This window comes from Pseudomonas sp. RW407 (genome assembly GCF_003176655.1).
GTDB lineage: Bacteria > Pseudomonadota > Gammaproteobacteria > Pseudomonadales > Pseudomonadaceae > Pseudomonas > Pseudomonas delhiensis.
This window is the reverse complement of record NZ_QGSL01000091.1, coordinates 457,957-474,768: the sequence shown is the minus strand read 5'-3', so window position 1 is coordinate 474,768 and position 16,812 is coordinate 457,957. Positions and strand designations below refer to the sequence as shown.

Annotated in this window: 13 protein-coding genes and 1 riboswitch; of the genes, 3 read left to right on the top strand and 10 right to left on the bottom strand. The window is 70.2% G+C overall.

Features of this window, described 5'->3' with window-relative positions; all coding sequences use genetic code 11:
- Positions 1-114 precede the first annotated feature (114 nt).
- From DK254_RS14445 to DK254_RS14405, 9 genes are all read right to left on the bottom strand, one after another.
- Positions 115-939 (bottom strand): DUF4824 family protein, encoded by an 825-nt coding sequence (locus DK254_RS14445; RefSeq protein WP_109934310.1) that lies wholly within the window; start codon positions 937-939, stop codon positions 115-117.
- Positions 939-2,012 (bottom strand): DUF2157 domain-containing protein, encoded by a 1,074-nt coding sequence (locus DK254_RS14440; protein ID WP_089391932.1) that lies wholly within the window; start codon positions 2,010-2,012, stop codon positions 939-941. Before DK254_RS14440 ends, DK254_RS14445 begins: the two co-directional genes overlap by 1 nt.
- Before the next feature lie 200 nt (positions 2,013-2,212).
- Complete coding sequence (atzF, locus tag DK254_RS14435; protein ID WP_109934309.1) at positions 2,213-4,021, bottom strand: allophanate hydrolase; 1,809 nt, start codon at positions 4,019-4,021, stop codon at positions 2,213-2,215.
- 218 nt (positions 4,022-4,239) lie between these two features.
- Complete coding sequence (gene uca / locus DK254_RS14430; protein WP_109934308.1) at positions 4,240-7,878, bottom strand: urea carboxylase; 3,639 nt, start codon at positions 7,876-7,878, stop codon at positions 4,240-4,242.
- Positions 7,879-8,143: 265 nt separating this feature from the next.
- The gene (locus DK254_RS14425; protein ID WP_109934307.1) at positions 8,144-8,779 is read right to left on the bottom strand and encodes an urea amidolyase associated protein UAAP2; all 636 of its coding nucleotides are present in this window, start codon (positions 8,777-8,779) and stop codon (positions 8,144-8,146) included.
- Positions 8,780-8,803: 24 nt separating this feature from the next.
- Positions 8,804-9,532, bottom strand: coding sequence for an urea amidolyase associated protein UAAP1 (locus tag DK254_RS14420; protein WP_109934306.1), 729 nt, complete (start codon positions 9,530-9,532; stop codon positions 8,804-8,806).
- 10 nt (positions 9,533-9,542) lie between these two features.
- Complete coding sequence (locus DK254_RS14415; protein ID WP_109934305.1) at positions 9,543-10,349, bottom strand: ABC transporter ATP-binding protein; 807 nt, start codon at positions 10,347-10,349, stop codon at positions 9,543-9,545.
- A complete protein-coding gene (locus DK254_RS14410) occupies positions 10,346-11,161 on the bottom strand; it encodes an ABC transporter permease (RefSeq protein WP_109934304.1) in 816 nt (271 codons plus the stop codon). Before DK254_RS14410 ends, DK254_RS14415 begins: the two co-directional genes overlap by 4 nt.
- A gap of 129 nt (positions 11,162-11,290) precedes the next feature.
- A complete protein-coding gene (locus DK254_RS14405) occupies positions 11,291-12,355 on the bottom strand; it encodes a putative urea ABC transporter substrate-binding protein (RefSeq protein WP_109934303.1) in 1,065 nt (354 codons plus the stop codon).
- Between the two features lie 56 nt (positions 12,356-12,411).
- Positions 12,412-12,510: riboswitch (guanidine-I (ykkC/yxkD leader) on the bottom strand.
- 250 nt (positions 12,511-12,760) lie between these two features.
- Here DK254_RS14405 and DK254_RS14400 point away from each other — a divergent pair.
- Complete coding sequence (locus tag DK254_RS14400; RefSeq protein ID WP_109934302.1) at positions 12,761-13,006, top strand: DUF1145 domain-containing protein; 246 nt, start codon at positions 12,761-12,763, stop codon at positions 13,004-13,006.
- A 108-nt stretch (positions 13,007-13,114) separates the two neighbouring features.
- Positions 13,115-13,276, top strand: a complete 162-nt coding sequence (locus DK254_RS34365) for a hypothetical protein (protein ID WP_177412063.1) — start codon at positions 13,115-13,117, stop codon at positions 13,274-13,276.
- Between the two features lie 30 nt (positions 13,277-13,306).
- Here DK254_RS34365 and DK254_RS14395 read toward each other — a convergent pair whose 3' ends face one another.
- Entirely contained in the window at positions 13,307-14,236 is a 930-nt protein-coding gene (locus tag DK254_RS14395) for a LysR family transcriptional regulator (RefSeq protein ID WP_109934301.1), read from the bottom strand.
- 100 nt (positions 14,237-14,336) lie between these two features.
- Between DK254_RS14395 and DK254_RS14390 the strand changes: the two genes are divergently transcribed.
- Entirely contained in the window at positions 14,337-16,322 is a 1,986-nt protein-coding gene (locus DK254_RS14390; protein WP_109934300.1) for an alkyl/aryl-sulfatase, read from the top strand.
- Positions 16,323-16,812 lie beyond the last annotated feature (490 nt).

The window sequence follows — 16,812 nt, the reverse complement described above, 5'->3', positions numbered from 1 at the left end:
GGCTCCGTCGCGGATATCGGCAGGGCCTGTGTTTCACCTTAGCCCGCTGGCGCGGTGGCGCAATGTGCAATAGGTATTAGGCCCAAAGTCCTGCTGGCACCTGGCCAGGCCCGCTCAGCGCGCCTGGATCTGCTCGATCCAGGGTTCCAGGCGCTGGCCGAAGGCCACCTCGGCGCCGAAGGGCTGTGGCTGCTCCTGGGCCGCGCGCTGCTCGGCGCGCGGGGCCAGGCCCTCCAGTTCGTCGTGCCAGCGCTGCGGCACGTTGAGCGCGCGCACGCCCTCGGTGCTGGCGCTGCCGCCCAGGGCCCAGGCGCGGTTGCGGTACAGCGAGATGGGCCGCACCTGGCCGTGGACGATGGCGTAGCGCTGGCGGTCCGGGTAGCGCTGGCGCAGGGCCTGCAGGTCGGTGCCGGCGTCGGCCAGGAACAGCCGGCTGGCGCGCTGTTCCTCGTTGTCCAGGGCGTTGCGCTGGAAGTCGCGTTCGCTCTTCAGGTGCACGTCGTCGGGGCTGGCGGCCAGGCGCTTCTCCGCCTGGGCCAGGCGCTCGCGGGCCAGGCCCAGCTCGCGCTGGTACAGCGGGCCGTCCAGCTCCAGCACCAGCAGGGCGTCGCGGGCCTGCTGGCGGTCGAAGGCCAGGGCGCTGTCGCGGTCGACCTTGCCGGGCACCTGGAAGCCCAGCGCGCGCATGGTCTCCAGGGGGATGCGCGGCGCCCAGGCGGCGTTGGCCTCGTCGCCCGGGATGCGCCACAGCAGGCGCAGGCTGACGCCGCTGTTCTCGCGGTGCCAGTCGCTGTTGCGCTGCAGCTCGCGCTCGCCGAGGCTCAGGCGGCTGTCCGGCTCGCCGCTGCGGTTCCAGGCCGCGGCGCCGAGGGCGGCGGCGTTGCTCAGCAGGATCAGGCCCAGGCCCAGCAGCAGGCCGTGGTTGCGGGTGAAGTTCATCACAGGCGTCCTCCCAGCAGGCCGTGGGCGTTGCGCAGGTAGCGCAGGAACAGCAGGATCAGCACCGCCGCCACGCCCAGGGCGAGGAAGAACAGGTACTTGGGCAGCACCTCCCACCACCAGTCGTAGAACTTGGTGAAGAGGAAGATGACGAAGAACGCCAGGCCCGTGTTGACCACCTCCGGCCACTCGCGGTGCGCGCCTAGCCAGATGGCCGCGGCGGCGCAGGCGAAGCCGAGCACCTGGTACAGCCCCTCGACGCGGTGCGGGGCGAAGGGCAGGTAGCTGCCGTTGCCCCAGTTGGCCAGCACCAGCATGGGGACGAATAGCGCCAGCAGGCCGAACACCCGGTACAGCGCGGCGAAGCCGTCGAAGCGGCGCTGCTCGAACGCCAGCGGCACCAGGAACACCAGCACGGCGGCGGGGAAGAAGTTCTCCGGGCGCTCGCCCGCGTCCAGCCAGTAGACGCCGCTCCAGGTGCCGATGCGCGCGGCGATGAAGCCCATCAGGCAGAGCAGCCCGGCGGCCAGCAGCAGGCGCGCGTCGCACAGGTAGGCCAGCAGCAGGGCGTAGGCCGCCCAGGGCAGCAGGGCACGCTCGGACGGGGTGATGTTGAAGATCTGCCCGAGCATGCTGATGTTCAGCACCAGCGCGGCGAAGGCCAGCATGGCCGCCAGCTTGGCGAAGTAGCCCGAGGCGTCGCGGCGCTGCAGCCAGAAGGTGGCCAGCAGGGTGAGCAGCGAGGCGCCGATGAGGATGGCCACCTGCACGGCTTCGCCGAACAGGCCCCAGAACTGGTAGAAGAGGAAGAACAGGCTGGCCGCCAGGGCCAGCGCGCCGAGGAAGGAGGCGATGCGCATGCCCAGGGACAGGCGGCTGTCCTGGCTGTCGCGGTCGATGTCGAACTGTTCGCGGTAGCTGTCCAGCAGGCGCAGGTGGTGCGCCTGCAGGCCCTCGCGCTGGGCCGCGTCCAGGCTCAGCGCGCCTTCCTCGCCCAGGCGCTGCAGCTCGCGGGTGAAGGCGTGGATGTCATTGACCCGCTGCTGGGCGTCGTGATGGCTGAGCGTGGGCATGGAGCACCTCGTAGGAGCAACTGTCTTGCCGACTGCACCGAATCGCTTTTCGTAGGATGGGTTGAGCGAAGCGATACCCATCATCACGGCAGCATGGGTTTCGCAGGCTCAACCCATCCTGCGAGTGCGTTCATCCGGTGGAGTGGGGGCGGTCACTCTTCCACTCTAGCGACTCCCACGGCGGCGCTCCACTGCGGCGCTCAGCCGCGGCTGGCGAGCCAGGCGCGCCAGCCGCCGCAGGCGCTGATGTCCTCGGCGCCGGCCAGGCCCCAGGCGTCGCAGATGAAGCCGGTCTCCCAGCTGCCGTCGGCCAGCTCCACCTTGCCCAGGCCCAGGGGCGCCGGGATGCCGGTGAGGAAGGAGCCCAGCTCGGCGCTGGGCAGCTCCCAGACTTCCACCTCGATGGCCACGCCGCCCTCGGCCACCCGCAGCATGCCCGGGCGCAGCGGCGGGCCGCCGGCCAGGGCATACAGCCTGTAGGCCGGCGCGCTGTGGGTGGCCTGCAGCAGGCGCGCGCCGCGCTGGCGCAACTGCCCGTTGAGCGCCAGGCCGTCCAGGTGCGCGCCGCACACCACCAGGCGTGCGTGGTCGTTGCGCGCCGGGGCCTTGGGCGCCGGGCCGGCCAGGGTGTTGCCACCGACCAGGGGCAGCTCGCTGGCGCGCTGCAAGGCGTCGCCCAGGCCGAGCAGGTACTGGTCGCTGAACACCCGGCCGAACAGCGTCAGGCCCCAGGGCAGGCCGTTGGCCATGAAGGCGCTGGGCAGGGCCAGGGCGGCGTAGTCCAGCAGGTTCATGAAGTTGGTGTAGTAGCCCAGTTCGGCGTTGCGCAGCACCGGCTCGGCGTGCAGCTCGGCGAGGGGCACCGGGCGACCGATGGTGGGGGTGAGCATGCAGTCCAGCTCGGCCATGATCGCGTCGCAATGCGCCTTGAGCTCCTGCAGGCGGTACTGCGCGCGGAACAGTTGCACGGCGCTGGCGCCGGGAGCCTTTTCCAGCACGGCGCGGATCACCGGCAGCACCGCGTTGGGATCGCGCTCGATCAGCTCGCCGGCGACGCTGTAGCGCTCCGCCACCCAGGGGCCTTCGTAGAGCAGGCGGGCGGCTTCGAGGAAGGGCGAGAAGTCGACTTCCAGCGGCGTGCCGCCGATGCCGCGCAGTTGCTCGATGGCCCGGGCGAAGAGCGCCGGGCCTTGCGTGCAGCCGAAGAACTCGAGGTCCTGCGCGCGCGGTACGCCGAAGCGGAAGGGCCTGGGCGTACCGAAGGCGCTGCCGTCGTTCCACGCCGGGTTGGCGCGGCTGTAGGCGTCCCGCGGGTCGTGGCGGGCGGTCAGGGCGAGCAGTTCGCTGGCCTCGGCCGCGGTGGCGGTGAAGTAGCTGATGCAGTCCAGGGTGCGGCAGGCCGGCACCAGGCCGTGGTTGGACAACAGGCCCTTGCTCGGCTTGAGCCCCACCAGGTTGTTCAGCGCCGCCGGCACGCGGCCGGAGCCGGCGGTGTCGGTGCCCAGGGCGAAGCTCGCCACGCCCAGCGCCACGGCCAGCGAGGAACCGGCGCTGGAGCCGCCGGAGGGGTAGTCCGGCAGCACGCTGTTGCGGCATTCGCCGTAGGGTGAGCGGGTGCCGTTGAGGCCGGTGGCGAACTGGTCGAGGTTGGTCTTGCCCAGGGGCACGGCGCCCAGCTCGACCAGGCGCTGCACCAGGCTGGCCGACGCTTCCGGGACGTAGGCGAAGGCCGGGCAGGCGGCGGTGGTGGGGATGCCGGCCAGGTCGATGTTGTCCTTGATGGCGAAGGGGATGCCGTACAGCGGCAGCTCGTCGGGCGAGCGGCCGTCCAGCGCGGCCAGGTAGGGCTCAAGTTCCGCCGGGGTGAGCAGGTGGATGAACAGGTGGTAGTCGGGGTTCAGCGCGGCGGCCCTGTCGCGCAGCTCGGCGATCAGCCGGCGCGGGGTGGCGCGGCCTTCGCGGTAGGCGGCGCGGAGGGTGGCGAGGCGGAGGTCGAAGGTGTGGGGCATGCTCGGGATTCCAGTTCTGGGCCGGCAACCCTCTCCCCGGCCCTCTCCCTGAAGGGAGAGGGGGAAGAGCGGCTCGGCGTGGTGTCGGGTTCGAACCACGGACCGGGCCGTGGTTGCAGGATGAATCGAATCTTCACCCCCGCTCCGAACGGCTCCCTCTCCCGCTTGCGGGAGAGGGCTGGGGAGAGGGGCTCTTTGCTCTTGCTTGGCGCGCCTGTTCAAGCCTCCTCCAGCACCACTACCCGCTGCCCCGCCCGCACCGGCGAGCCGGGCTGCACGCGGACCTCGCGGACCACGCCGTCGCGCGGGGCGGTCAGGGGGATCTCCATCTTCATCGACTCGAGGATCACCAGGGTGTCGCCGGCCTTGACGCTGGCGCCCTCGGCCACCTGCACCTGCCAGAGGTTGCCGGCGACGTGGCTTTCGATGGCGTGCTGGCCGGCGCCCAGGGGCGCGTCTTCGCCCAGTTCGGGGGCGACCTCCTCGCTGTCGAAGTGGGCCTGGCCGGAGGCGATCCAGCGTTGCCGCTCGGCGTCGAAGGCGGCGCGCTGGTGGCCGCGGAAGGCTTCGATGCTGTCGGCTTCGGCGGCGAGGAAGGCCTGGTAGTCAGCCAGGCACAGCTCGCTTTCCTCCACGCGCAGCGGGTAGCGGCCCAGCGGGAAGTCGCGGCGGATGCGCAGCAGTTCCTCGGCGCTCACCGGGTAGAAGCGGATCTGGTCGAAGAAGCGCAGCAGCCAGGGCTTGCCGGCGAAGGCCGCGACCTCGCGGTAGCGGTTCCACATCTGCAGGGTGCGGCCGACGAACTGGTAGCCGCCGGGGCCTTCCATGCCGTACACGCAGAGGTAGGCGCCGCCGATGCCCACCGAGTTCTCGGCGGTCCAGGTGCGCGCCGGGTTGTACTTGGTGGTCACCAGGCGGTGGCGCGGGTCCAGCGGGGTGGCCACCGGGGCGCCCAGGTAGACGTCGCCCAGGCCCATGACCAGGTAGCTGGCCTCGAACACCGTGCGGTACACCGCCTCCAGGTCCGGCAGTTCGTTGATGCGGCGGATGAACTCCAGGTTGCTCGGGCACCAGGGCGCGTCCTTGCGCACCGTGGTCATGTATTTCTCGATGGCCAGCTGGCAGGCCGGGTCGTCCCAGGACAGCGGCAGGTGGACGATCCGCGAGGGTACCTTGAGGTCGCGCGCCGCGCAGACTTCGTCCCACAGCCCGGCGACGGTTTCCAGCAGTTGCGCCAGGGACAGCGTCTCGGGCTGGTAGTGCACCTGCAGCGAGCGGATGCCCGGGGTGAGGTCGATCACCCCGGGCAGCGCCAGGGCTTCCAGGGCCTGCATCAGCGCGTGGGCGCGGAAGCGCAGCACCAGGTCCAGCTCGGGCTGGCCGATCTCCAGCAGCAGGTGGGTGTCGCCGGCGAGGCGGGCGACCAGGCGGGTGTCGGCCTGGCCGAGGTCGAGGACGATGGGGGAGGTCAGCGCTGCTGCTCTTGTAGGAGCGAGGGGGGCGCCCCAGCTCTTGCTCGCGAACGGTTCGGCATCGGCATCGGGTTCGCGAGCAAGCTCGCTCCTACGAAGAGCGGCCAGGGCGCGGGCGGTGGGGATGTCTACGGGTTCGAAACGCACCTTGTCGCCAGCCTTGAGCTGGCCGAGTTGCCAGAGGTCGGCCTCGATCACCGTCACCGGGCAGACGAAGCCGCCCAGGCTGGGGCCGTCGGGGCCGAGGATCACCGGCATGTCGCCGGTGAAGTCCACCGCGCCTATGGCGTAGGGGTTGTCGTGGATGTTCGACGGGTGCAGGCCGGCCTCGCCGCCGCTGTCGCGCACCCATTCCGGTTTCGGCCCGATCAGCCGCACGCCGGTGCGGCTGGAGTTGAAGTGGACTTCCCAGGCGGTGGCGAAGAAGGTCTGGATGTACGCCGGGGTGAAGTATTCCGGCGCGCCGTGGGGGCCGTAGATGACGCGGATGCGCCGCAGCGCCGGCAGCTCGGTGCGCAGTTCGGCGGGCAGGCTCTGGCCATGGCGGGCGTCGGAGAGCGGCGCCAGGTGCAGCACGTCGCCGGCGCGCAGGGCGCGGCCGCCGTGGCCGCCGAACTGGCCGAGGGTGAAGGTGCTCTTGCTGCCGAGGTAGTCCGGCAGCTGCAGGCCGCCGCGCAGGCACAGGTAGCTGCGCGCTCCGGCGCCGGCGATGGCGCCGAGGCTGAGGGTGGTGCCGGCGGGGATGAACAGGCTGGTGTCCATGGGCTGTTCGCGGCCGTCCAGCTGCACGGCGAGGGGCGCGCCGGTGACGGCCACCACGGCGTCGGTGTTGAAGCGCAGAGTCGGGCCGCTGAGGGTGATCTCCAGCGCCGCCGCGCCCTCGGGGTTGCCCAGCAGGCGGTTGCCCAGGCGCAGCGCGCGGTCGTCCATCGGCCCCGAGGGCGGCACGCCCACGGCCCAGTAGCCGAGGCGACCGGGGTAGTCCTGGACGCTGGTCTGGGTGCCGGCGGAGAGGACTTCGAGAGTCTCGGCGCGGTAGCGCAGGCCCTCCAGGCAGCGGGTCCAGGGCGAGCCGCTGGCGAAGGGGGCGTCGGCGATGATCTGGCGCAGGTAGGCGCGGTTGCTTTCCACGCCGTACAGCAGGGTTTCGGCCAGGGCCTGGTCCAGCGCGGTGCTGGCGTCGGCGCGGCTGGGCGCCCAGGCGATCAGCTTGGCGATCATCGGGTCGAAGTAAGGCGGAATCTCGCAGCCGGCCTCGACCCAGGTGTCGATGCGCAGGGCCTGGCCGTCGGCCGGCGGGAAGGCGACCGCGGTGAGCAGGCCGGGGCTGGGCTGGAAGTCGCGGCCCGGGTCCTCGGCGTACAGCCGCGCCTGGATGGCATGGCCCGAGGGCTCGAGTGCGGCGGCCAGTTCGCCCAGCGGCGGCAGTTCGCCGGCCGCCAGCTCGATCATCCAGCGCACCAGGTCGACGCCCCAGACCTGCTCGGTGACGCCGTGCTCCACCTGCAGGCGGGTGTTCACTTCGAGGAAGTAGAAGCGCTCGGCCTCGCTGTCGTAGACGAACTCCACGGTGCCGGCGCTGCGGTAGCTGACCGCCCTGGCCAGCTTGATCGCCGCCGCGCAGAGTTCGTCGGCCATGCCGGCCGGCAGGTTCGGCGCCGGGGTTTCCTCCAGCACCTTCTGGTTGCGCCGCTGCACCGAGCAGTCGCGCACGCCGAGGGCGACGACCTCGCCGGCGCCATCGCCGAACACCTGCACCTCCAGGTGGCGGGCGCGCTGGATGTACTTCTCGATGAACACCCCGGCGTCGCTGAAGTTGTTCTGCCCCAGGCGCTTCACCGCGTCGAAGGCGTCCACCAGTTCCTGCGCCGAACGGCACACGCGCATGCCGATGCCGCCGCCGCCGGCGGTGCTCTTGAGCATCACCGGGTAGCCGACCTGCTCGCCGGCGGCGAGGGCGGCGTCGAGGTCTTCCAGCAGGTCGGTGCCTTCGAGCATCGGCACGCCCTGTTCGCGGGCCAGGGCGCGGGCGGTGTGCTTCAGGCCGAATAGCCGCAACTGCTCCGGGGTGGGGCCGACGAAGGCGATGCCGGCGGCCTCGCAGGCTTCGGCGAAGGCGGCGTTCTCGGAGAGGAAGCCGTAGCCGGGATGGATGGCCGTGGCGCCGCTTTCGCGGGCGGCGGCGAGGATTTTCTCGACCGCGAGGTAAGTGCCGGCGGCGGGGCCGGCGCCCAGCTCGAAGGCCTCGTCGGCCTGCTGCACGTGCAGGCTGGCGGCATCGGCTTCGGCATAGACCGCCACGCCGCCTACGCGCAGTTCACGAAGCGTCCGCAGGATGCGGCAGGCGATGGCGCCGCGGTTGGCGATCAGGAGCTTGTCGAACATGAGGAAATCCCCATGGGGTGGCGGGCCGTCCCGCCGTCAGTCGGTGTGCACCACGGTCGTCCGTGGAGCTGACGCTTTTGTAGGAGCGAGCTTGCTCGCGAACCGGATTAGCGCCGGGGTGTCAGGGGAGCTTGTTCGCGAGCAAGCTCGCTCCTACGAAGGGCGGTTCGGAGCGCGGGGCTGCATTGTCCCGAGCGGCTCTGGCACAGCAGCCACAACCAGCGCCGAACCGCTTGCAGCCTGCCGCTTGCAGCTTGCCGCCGCCCTAGTCCCATACCAGCAACTCCGCCGGCGTCGGGTTCCAGCCGTTGCACGGGTTGTTCAGCTGCGGGCAGTTGGAGATCAGCACGATGATGTCCATGTGCGCGAGCAGCTCGACGTACTTGCCGGCGCCGGAGATGCCGTCCTCGAAGGTCAGGCCGCCTTCGGCGGTGACCGGCACGTTCATGAAGAAGTTGATGTTGTGGCTGATGTCGGCCTTGCCCAGGCGGCCGTCGTGCAGGGCCGCGCGCAGGAAGTTGTCGCGGCAGCTGTGCATGTAGCGCTTGTCCAGGGCGTAGCGCACGGTGTTGCTTTCCTGGGCGCAGGCGCCGCCGAGGGTGTCGTGGCGGCCGCAGGTGTCGGCGACGATGGTCAGCATCGGGTTGCCGAGGTTGGAGTAGAGCACGCTGCCGGTGGACAGGTAGACGCTGCCCTGTTTGCGCAGGGTGCGCTGCACGTCGTAGCGCTCGCGCGGGTTGCCGGCGTTGTAGAACAGGGTGTCGACCGCCTGGTTGCCTTCCAGGTCGAGGATGCGCAGGGTCTGACCGGCCTTGAGTTCGGTGAGGCTGGGTTCGCCGGCGGCGATCGGGGTGCGCGAGACGGCGGCTTCGGGGTGCTTGGCGCTGTGGGTGATGGGCATGCAAGTGTCCTCTGTCTCTTCCAATCAGATGAACAGGCGTTCGGTGTTGTGGAAGCCGCGGCCGTTTTCCGCGCGCGAGGTGCGGCAGAGCACGCTGATGCCGTCGGACTCGACCTTGTGCCAGCTCAGGCCGATGGGCTTGGGCGCGTATTGCGGGTTCGGGTCCAGCGGGTGCTGCAGGGCGGTGAGCACCACCAGGGTGTCCATCGGCGCGTACAGCTCGACGTAGTCGCCGGCCTGCGAGTTGCCCGCGGCGAAGCGGAAGCAGCCGTCGGCGTCGACGTCCACCCGGCTGAACAGGTTCAGGCACATCAGCAGGTCCTGCAGGCGCATGTCCCACTTGCCCATTTCCACCAGCAGGTTGTCCACGCCGTTGCGGTGGAAGCCGTTGCGCAGTTCCTGGTAGCGGCCCTGGCCGTACTTCTCCAGCACCTCGGCGGCGTTGAGCACGCCGCCGAAGCTGTCGTGCCAGCCGCAGCTGTCGGCGGTGATGGCCGCCAGCACCCGGCCCATGTCCGAGTACAGGCAGTGGCCGGCGGTCAGCCTGGCGGTGTGCTGGGCCTTGAGGCTGTCGGGCAGGTTCAGCCGTTCGCTTTTCTCCTGGGCGTTGAACAGCAGCAGGCTGAGGTTGCCGCCGCCTTCGAGGTCGGTCAGGCGCAGCAGCTGGCCGCGCTTGAGGACGAAGGAGGTGTGGCCGCCGCCGGGGACGGTTTCTTCGTAGAGGGTGGGACGCAGGGCGAGGGATGCGGGCATGGGGGGTTCCTCAGTAGGCCGGGGTGATCACCGGCGCGGCCGGCTGCTCCAGGCGCGCCGCCAGGGGCGCGGGGAGCTGGCTGCGGGCGAGGCGGCGGTCGGCGTTGAGCGGGATGTCGTAGGTGATGCGCGCGCCGTAGGCGTTGGGCGCCTGCGGGTCGTGGCGGACCTTGTCGAAGACCAGCAGGCGGGTGCCCAGGCTGAAGCCCTCGGCGAGGTCGTGGGTGACCATGAAGACGGTCAGCCGGGTTTCCTGCCAGAGCTGCAGCAGCAGCTCGTGCATGTCCTTGCGGATGCCCGGGTCGAGGGCGCCGAAGGGTTCGTCCAGCAGCAGCACGCGGGGCTTCATCACCAGCGCCTGGGCGATGGCCAGGCGCTGCTGCATGCCGCCGGAAAGCGCGCTGGGGTATTTGTCCAGGGCGTGGCCGAGGCCGACTTTCTGCAGCAGCGCGGCGGCTTCCTCGCGGGCCTGGCGCTTGGCCGCGCCGAACAGCCGGCCGAGCAGCTTCGCCCGTGGCAGTTCCAGGCCCAGGGCGACGTTGTCGAGCACGCTCAGGTGCGGGAACACCGAGTAGCGCTGGAACACCACGCCGCGGCTCGGGTCGGGTTCGGCGGCCAGGCGCTTGCCGTCCAGCAGCAGTTCGCCGCGGCTGGGGCGTTCCTGGCCGAGCAGCAGGCGCAGGAAGGTCGACTTGCCGCAGCCGGAGGCGCCGACCAGGGTGCAGAACTCGCCCTCGGCGACGCTCAGGTTCAGGCGTTCGAGGATGACGTTGTCGGCGTACTCCTGCCAGACGTTCCTCACGTCGATGAAGCTCATGCCTTGCCTCCTTCGTACCAGGGGAAGGCGCGCCGGGTGAGCAGGCGCAGGGCCCAGTCCATCAGCCAGGCGAGCAGGGTGATCCACAGCACGTAGGGCAGGATCACGTCCATGGCCAGGTAGCGGCGCACGAGGAAGATGCGGTAGCCCAGGCCGTCGGTGGCGGCGATGGCCTCGGCGGCGATGAGGAACAGCCAGGCCGAGCCGAGCATCAGCCGCAGCGAGACCAGCAGGCGCGGCAGCAGCTGCGGCAGCACCACGCGCAGGATCAGCGTCCAGGTGCTGGCGCCGAGGGTCTGCGCCTTGATCAGCAGCTCGCCGGGGATTTCCCGGGCGCGCTGCTCGATGTCGCGGGCGATGCACGGGGCGATGCCGATGACGATCAGCACCACCTTGGACAGCTCGCCCAGGCCGAAGACGATGAACAGTACCGGCAGGATCGCCAGCGGCGGGATCATCGACAGCACCGTGAGCAGCGGCGACAGCGGCGCGCCGAACAGCGGCACGGCGCCGGCGGCGATGCCCAGCACCAGGCCGAGCAGGGCAGCGATGCCCAGGCCCAGGGCCAGGCGCTGCAGGCTGGCGCCGGTATCGCCCCAGAACAGCACTTCGCCGGTGCGCTTGTCTTCGCTGAACGCCAGGCGCTCGACGGCGTCGACCATCTGCGCGGCGCTGGGCAGCAGCTTGTCGTTGGGGTTTTCCGCCAGCCGCGTCGCCGAGCCGGTGAGGTAGGCGAACAGCAGCAGGGCGAAGGGCAGCAGCACCAGGAACAGGCGGCCGCCGCGCTGGGGGTGGAGGTTGATCAGGCGCATGGTTCCCTACCTGTCTGTCGGGGGTTGCTTCCTGTAGGAGCGAGCTCGCTCGCGAACCCGCTTGATGCCTTGGGTGCGGGGGCGTTCGCGAGCAAGCTCGCTCCTACGAAAAGCGTGAGCGTTGGCGTGTCAGAGCTTGCCGTCGGCCGCCAGCTGCACGTAGGTCGGGTCGAAGCGCAGCTTGAGGTTGCCGGCGTCGCCGTAGCTGGCGCCGCCGGCGAAGCTCATGCCCACCGCGTCGGCGCTCTTGGCGCCCTCGCCGAGCAGGCCGTGGGCGAAGGAGAACCTGGCGACGCGCTGCATGGTTTCCGCCAGCGCCGGGCTGGTGGCGAAGGCCAGGGCCTCGGCCGGGGTGGCGAACAGCTTGGTGGTGGCCAGCTGCGCCTGGTAGCCGGCGAGGTCGGTGCCGGAGGCCTTGGCCATGTGTTCCAGGGCCGCCTTGCCTTGCGCGTCCTCGGCCTTCATCAGCGCCACCGTCTCGAACCAGGCACCGGCCAGGGCCTTGCCCAGGGCCGGGTTGTCCTTCAGCGTCTGGCTGTTGACCACCATCATGTCCATGATCTCGCCGGGCACCTTGCTGGAATCGAACACCTCGCTGGTGCCGGGCTTGGCGCGGGCTTCGGCGAGCATCGGGTTCCAGGTGGTCACCGCCTGCACCTGGTCGGTGTTGAAGGCGGCGGCGATGTCGGCGTCGGAGGTGTTGACGGTCTTGATGTCCTTCTCGCTCAGCCCGGCGGATTCCAGGGCGCGGGCGAGCAGGTAGTGCGATACCGACAGCTCCACCAGGTTGACGTCCAGGCCCTTGAGGTCGGCGACGCTCTTGCCCTCGCCCTTGACCACGATGCCGTCGTTGCCGTTGGAGAAGTCGCTGACGATCAGCGCGGTGGAGTCCACGCCGCCGGCGGCGGGGATGGTCAGGGCGTCCATGTTGGTCATGGTGCAGCCGTCGAACTGGCCGGCGGTGTACTGGTTGATCGACTCGATGTAGTCGTTGAGCTGGGTGACCTTGATGTGGATGCCGTACTTCTTCGCCCACTTGTCGACGATGCCGTGGCTGGCGGCGTATTCCCAGGGCATCCAGCCGGCATAGATGGTCCAGCAGAGGTTGAAGCTGTCCTTGGGCGCGGCGGAGGCGCCGAGGCTTAGGGCTGTCAGGGCTGCGGCGAGCAGGGCGGGCAGACGGGGCTTGCGCATGGGGAACCTCCGGTTGGTTGTCGGGCGGGCAGGAGTCGGGCGGCTATGTCGCGCTCTTCTCCCGGGCTTTTGTCCCGCCGTGTAACCTCGCTGGAGGTCGATGGCTCTCGGACCAGTCGCTCGCCATGCGAGCCGGAACCCTAGCCATCCATTTTCGAATTGTGGTGCCGCCGGCCCGCGTTGGCGGACGATTCCTGCACGTCGCAGACAAAGCGAGGGGCGTGCCAACTTCGCGCAGTGCCCATGGCAGAAGGGCCGGCTCCGCCGCGAAGAGGGTTTCGCCGCCCCGCCATGCGCCCTGATGAAGCACGCCGCCACATCCTGGTGCGCCAGTCGAAAGTCGGTGTCGGCCGGCGCACGGCCCGCGGCAGACTGCACGGACCATCCACTCCATCGGAGTCGCCCATGTCGCACCTGCTGTCCTTCGCCAAGGGCGCGCTGGCCATGTTCTGGCTGGCCGCCGCGGTCAACCTGCTGTACCCCTTCGGCGAGCTGTACCGCCCGCTGCTGCTGCTCTCGGTCGTACTGCTGGTGGTGCACGCCGGTGAGGTGCTGCTGCTGGGCCGGCGCCTGAAGGCGCGCCCGCAGCCCTGGCTGGAACGCCTGCAGGTGCTGTTCTTCGGCGTCCTGCACCTGCCTGCCCTGAGGTAAATAGGTGATTTACATAAGCTTTACCCTGCGGCCGGGCACCGCCGCCGGGGCGTCGGGTCTGATCGTATAAGCCGCTGATTCGAAGCGGATGCCGATCAGGAGTTAGCCATGCGTCGTCTTCTCGTTGCCCTGATGTTGTTCCTGCCGCTGTCCGGCTGCGTGGTCTACGAACACGACCACGGTGGCTGGCGCGGCGGCCACCGCTACTACGCGCCGCCTCCGCCGCCGCCGCGCTACGCGCCGGCCCCCGGCTACTACTGGCGTCGCTGATGCCATCGCCGACGGCACCCGAGGGTGCCGTCAGTCGTTCTGCGCCGGGCCCTCGGTGGGCTGGCCGTCGACCTCCAGCAGCCGTTCGACGAAGGCCTGCGCCGCCGGCGACAGGCTGCGGCTGGCGTGGCGCACCAGGCCGTAGGCCGAGCCGCGCAGCGCGGCGTCGCCGGCCTGGCGCGGCCAGGCCAGGGTGGCCAGGCGCCCGCCTGCGACGTCGGCGGCCACCACGTCGGCCACCGCCAGGCAGAGCACGTCGCTGCCGCGCACCAGTTCCTTGAGCATCAGCACGTCGTCGCACTGCACGTCCAGCGGCTGTTCGCGGCCCAGGGTGTGCGCCAGGCGCTGCTGGGCGTCACGCGGCAGGCGCGGGCCGGCCAGCGGGTAGGCGCGCAGGTCGTCGATCGCCAGTGGCCCGCGGGCCAGCAGCGGGTGGCCGGGGCGGCAGAACAGCAGGCTGTCGTGCACCCGCAGCGGGTGGATATCCAGGCGCGGGTCGTCCTGCAGTTCGCGGCAGTCGGCGACGAACAGCTCCAGCTCGTCGTCCAGCAGGCGCCGGTGCAGGACCTGCCAGTTCTCGATGGCCAGGGCCACGCTGACCCGCGGGTGGGCCCGGCTGAAGGCCGCGAGGGTCTGCGGCAGCAGGCGCGCGGCGGGGAAGGGGCCGGCGCCCAGGCGCAGCTCGCCGGCCTCCAGGTTGCCCAGCTGGCTCACCGCGTTGTCCAGCGCGCGGCTGCCGGCCAGCAGCCGGCGGGCGTGTTCCAGCACCAACCGGCCGTGGGCGGTGAGGCTGATGCCGCGCGGGTTGCGGTCCAGCAGGCGGCAGTCGAGCTGGCTTTCCAGGGCCTGGATGCTGCGCGAGAGCGCCGGCTGGCTGAGGTTCACCGCCTCGGCGGCGCGGGCGAAGTGGCCGTGTTCGGCGAGGGCGACGAAATGGCGGAGCTGGCGCAGGTCGGTCATGCTTGATTTGCATCGGAATTGATAAGGGAATGCATTGGAATTATGAGCACGCCTGCCGGCATAGTGCCAGGCATTCCCATAACAAGAACCGGAGTCTTCCATGCTGCGCCTTTCCGCCGCCGTCCTGCTGGCCGGCCTGTCGCCCATCCTGCTGGCCGCCGACGACCCCGCCGATGCGCCCAAGCCGCCCAGCGCCTTCACCGTGGCCCTGCAGCAGAAGGTGCGCGAGGCGCTGCCGTTCAGTGACCGCGCCGACTTCGCCCGCGTCGAGCAGGGCCTGATCAAGCGCCCGGAACAGCTGGTGATCCGCAACGAGGACGGCAGCGTGGCCTGGCAACTGGGCGGCTTCGGCTTCCTCGACGCCGGCCGGGACATCGACAGCATCAACCCCAGCCTGCAGCGCCAGGCCCTGCTCAACCTCAAGTACGGGCTGTTCAAGGTCGCCGACGGCATCTACCAGGTGCGCGGCTTCGACCTGGCCAACATCACCTTCGTCCAGGGCGACAGCGGCTGGATCGTCATCGACACCCTGACCACCCCGGCCACCGCCAGGGCCGCCTACGCGCTGGTCAGCCAGGAGCTGGGGCAGCGGCCGATCAAGGCGATCATCTACAGCCACGCCCACGTCGACCACTTCGGCGGGGTGAAGGGCCTGGTGAGCCAGGCGCAGGTGGACAAGGGCGAGGTGCAGATCATCGCGCCCAAGGGCTTCATGGAGTCGGCCATCAAGGAGAACGTGCTGGCCGGCAACGCCATGCTGCGCCGCGCCACCTACCAGTACGGCACCCAGCTGCCCCAGGGCCCGCGCGGCCTGGTCGACATGGCCATCGGCAAGGCCGTGGCCCACGGCCCCATGAGCCTGATCGCGCCGACCCGCACCATCGACAAGCCCGACGAGCAGCTGCGCATCGACGGCGTCGACCTCGCCTTCCAGAACACCCCCGGCACCGAGTCGCCGTCGGAGATGAACGTCTGGCTGCCGAAGCAGAAGGCGCTGCTGATGGCCGAGAACGTCACCGGCACCCTGCACAACCTCTACACCCTGCGCGGCGCCGAGGTCCGCGACGCGCTGGGCTGGAGCAAGTACATCAACGAGGCGCTGCACCGCTACGGCAAGCAGGCCGAGGTGATGTTCGCCGTGCACAACTGGCCGCGCTGGGGCCACGACGACATCGTCCGCACCCTGGAGAAGCAGCGCGACCTCTACGGCTACCTCAACGACCAGAGCCTGCACCTGGCCAACCAGGGCGTGACCATCAACCAGATCCACGAGCGCTTCCAGCTGCCGCCGGAGCTGGCCAACGAGTGGTACAACCGCGGCTACCACGGCTCGGTCAGCCACAACGTGCGCGCGGTGGTGAACAAGTACCTGGGCTACTACGACGGCAACCCGGCCACCCTCAACCCGCTGGCGCCGGAGGATTCGGCGAAGAAGTACGTGGAGTTCATGGGCGGCGCCGAACATGTGCTGCAGATGGCGCGGAAGTCCTTCGACCAGGGCGAGTACCGCTGGGTGGTGGAGGTGGTCAACAAGCTGGTCTTCGCCGAGCCGGGCAACCAGGCCGCCCGCCGCCTGCAGGCCGACGCCCTGGAGCAGCTGGGCTACCAGGCGGAGAACGCCGGCTGGCGCAACAGCTACCTGGCCGCGGCGGACGAGCTGCGCCACGGCGTGCCGCGCGACCTGCCGCCGCTGAAGACCTCCAGCGCCGACGCCCTGGCGGCCATGGACACCGGCCTGCTGTTCGACTACCTGGGCGTGCGCCTGAACGCCGGCAAGGCCGAGGGCGAGGATTTCGCCATCAACCTGGTGCTGCCGGACATCGGCCAGGAATACCTGCTGGAGCTGAAGAACTCGCACCTGAACAACATCCGCGGGGTGCGCAGCGAGGACGCCGGGCAGACGGTGACCATCGACCGCGCCGACCTCAACCGCCTGCTGCTCAAGGAGGTCAACCCGGTGGTGCTGATCGCCCAGGGCAAGCTGAAGAGCTCGGGCAACCCGCTGCTGCTGGCCAAGCTGTTCGGCATGCTGGACGACTTCGACTTCTGGTTCGACATCGCCACGCCGGCGCAGCGCGAGGGGTGATCGTGTGGCTTTTCGTAGGAGCGAGCTTGCTCGCGAACGAACGCGGTGCCATGCGGTTCGCGAGCAAGAACTAGGCGTCCCCCTCGCTCCTACGAAGGGCGCATCGGCGTGGGGCACCGGTGTTCCGGCCGGCGGCGGATAACCGCGAACGGTTATTCGCCCTACGCCGCCCCACCCGCGGTATTCCCCTGTAGGAGCGCGCCCTGCGCGCGAATCGCGGGCAGGGCCCGCTCCTACAGTCTGTCGTGAGGCACGGCATTTCCCCGTAGGAGCGGACCTTGTCCGCGATGGCCGGAACCACCGGCGCGATTCGCGGATAAGATCCGCTCCTACGCCGCCCCGCCCGCGGTGTTCCCTTGTAGGAGCGCGCCCTGCGCGCGAATCGCGGGCAGGGCCCGCTCCTACAGTCCGCCGTGAGGCACGGCATTTCCCCGTAGGAGCGGACCTTGTCCGCGATGGCCGAAACCACCGGCGCGATTCGCGGATAAGA

Excerpts from the sequence above, each read along its gene's own strand:
- DK254_RS14445 (WP_109934310.1), bottom strand. The coding sequence starts at position 939 with ATGAACTTCACCCGCAACCACGGCCTGCTGCTGGGCCTGGGCCTGATC.
- DK254_RS14440 (WP_089391932.1), bottom strand. The coding sequence starts at position 2,012 with ATGCCCACGCTCAGCCATCACGACGCCCAGCAGCGGGTCAATGACATC.
- atzF (WP_109934309.1), bottom strand. The coding sequence starts at position 4,021 with ATGCCCCACACCTTCGACCTCCGCCTCGCCACCCTCCGCGCCGCCTAC.
- uca (WP_109934308.1), bottom strand. The coding sequence starts at position 7,878 with ATGTTCGACAAGCTCCTGATCGCCAACCGCGGCGCCATCGCCTGCCGC.
- DK254_RS14425 (WP_109934307.1), bottom strand. The coding sequence starts at position 8,779 with ATGCCCATCACCCACAGCGCCAAGCACCCCGAAGCCGCCGTCTCGCGC.
- DK254_RS14420 (WP_109934306.1), bottom strand. The coding sequence starts at position 9,532 with ATGCCCGCATCCCTCGCCCTGCGTCCCACCCTCTACGAAGAAACCGTC.
- DK254_RS14415 (WP_109934305.1), bottom strand. The coding sequence starts at position 10,349 with ATGAGCTTCATCGACGTGAGGAACGTCTGGCAGGAGTACGCCGACAAC.
- DK254_RS14410 (WP_109934304.1), bottom strand. The coding sequence starts at position 11,161 with ATGCGCCTGATCAACCTCCACCCCCAGCGCGGCGGCCGCCTGTTCCTG.
- DK254_RS14405 (WP_109934303.1), bottom strand. The coding sequence starts at position 12,355 with ATGCGCAAGCCCCGTCTGCCCGCCCTGCTCGCCGCAGCCCTGACAGCC.
- DK254_RS14400 (WP_109934302.1), top strand. The coding sequence starts at position 12,761 with ATGTCGCACCTGCTGTCCTTCGCCAAGGGCGCGCTGGCCATGTTCTGG.
- DK254_RS34365 (WP_177412063.1), top strand. The coding sequence starts at position 13,115 with ATGCGTCGTCTTCTCGTTGCCCTGATGTTGTTCCTGCCGCTGTCCGGC.
- DK254_RS14395 (WP_109934301.1), bottom strand. The coding sequence starts at position 14,236 with ATGACCGACCTGCGCCAGCTCCGCCATTTCGTCGCCCTCGCCGAACAC.
- DK254_RS14390 (WP_109934300.1), top strand. The coding sequence starts at position 14,337 with ATGCTGCGCCTTTCCGCCGCCGTCCTGCTGGCCGGCCTGTCGCCCATC.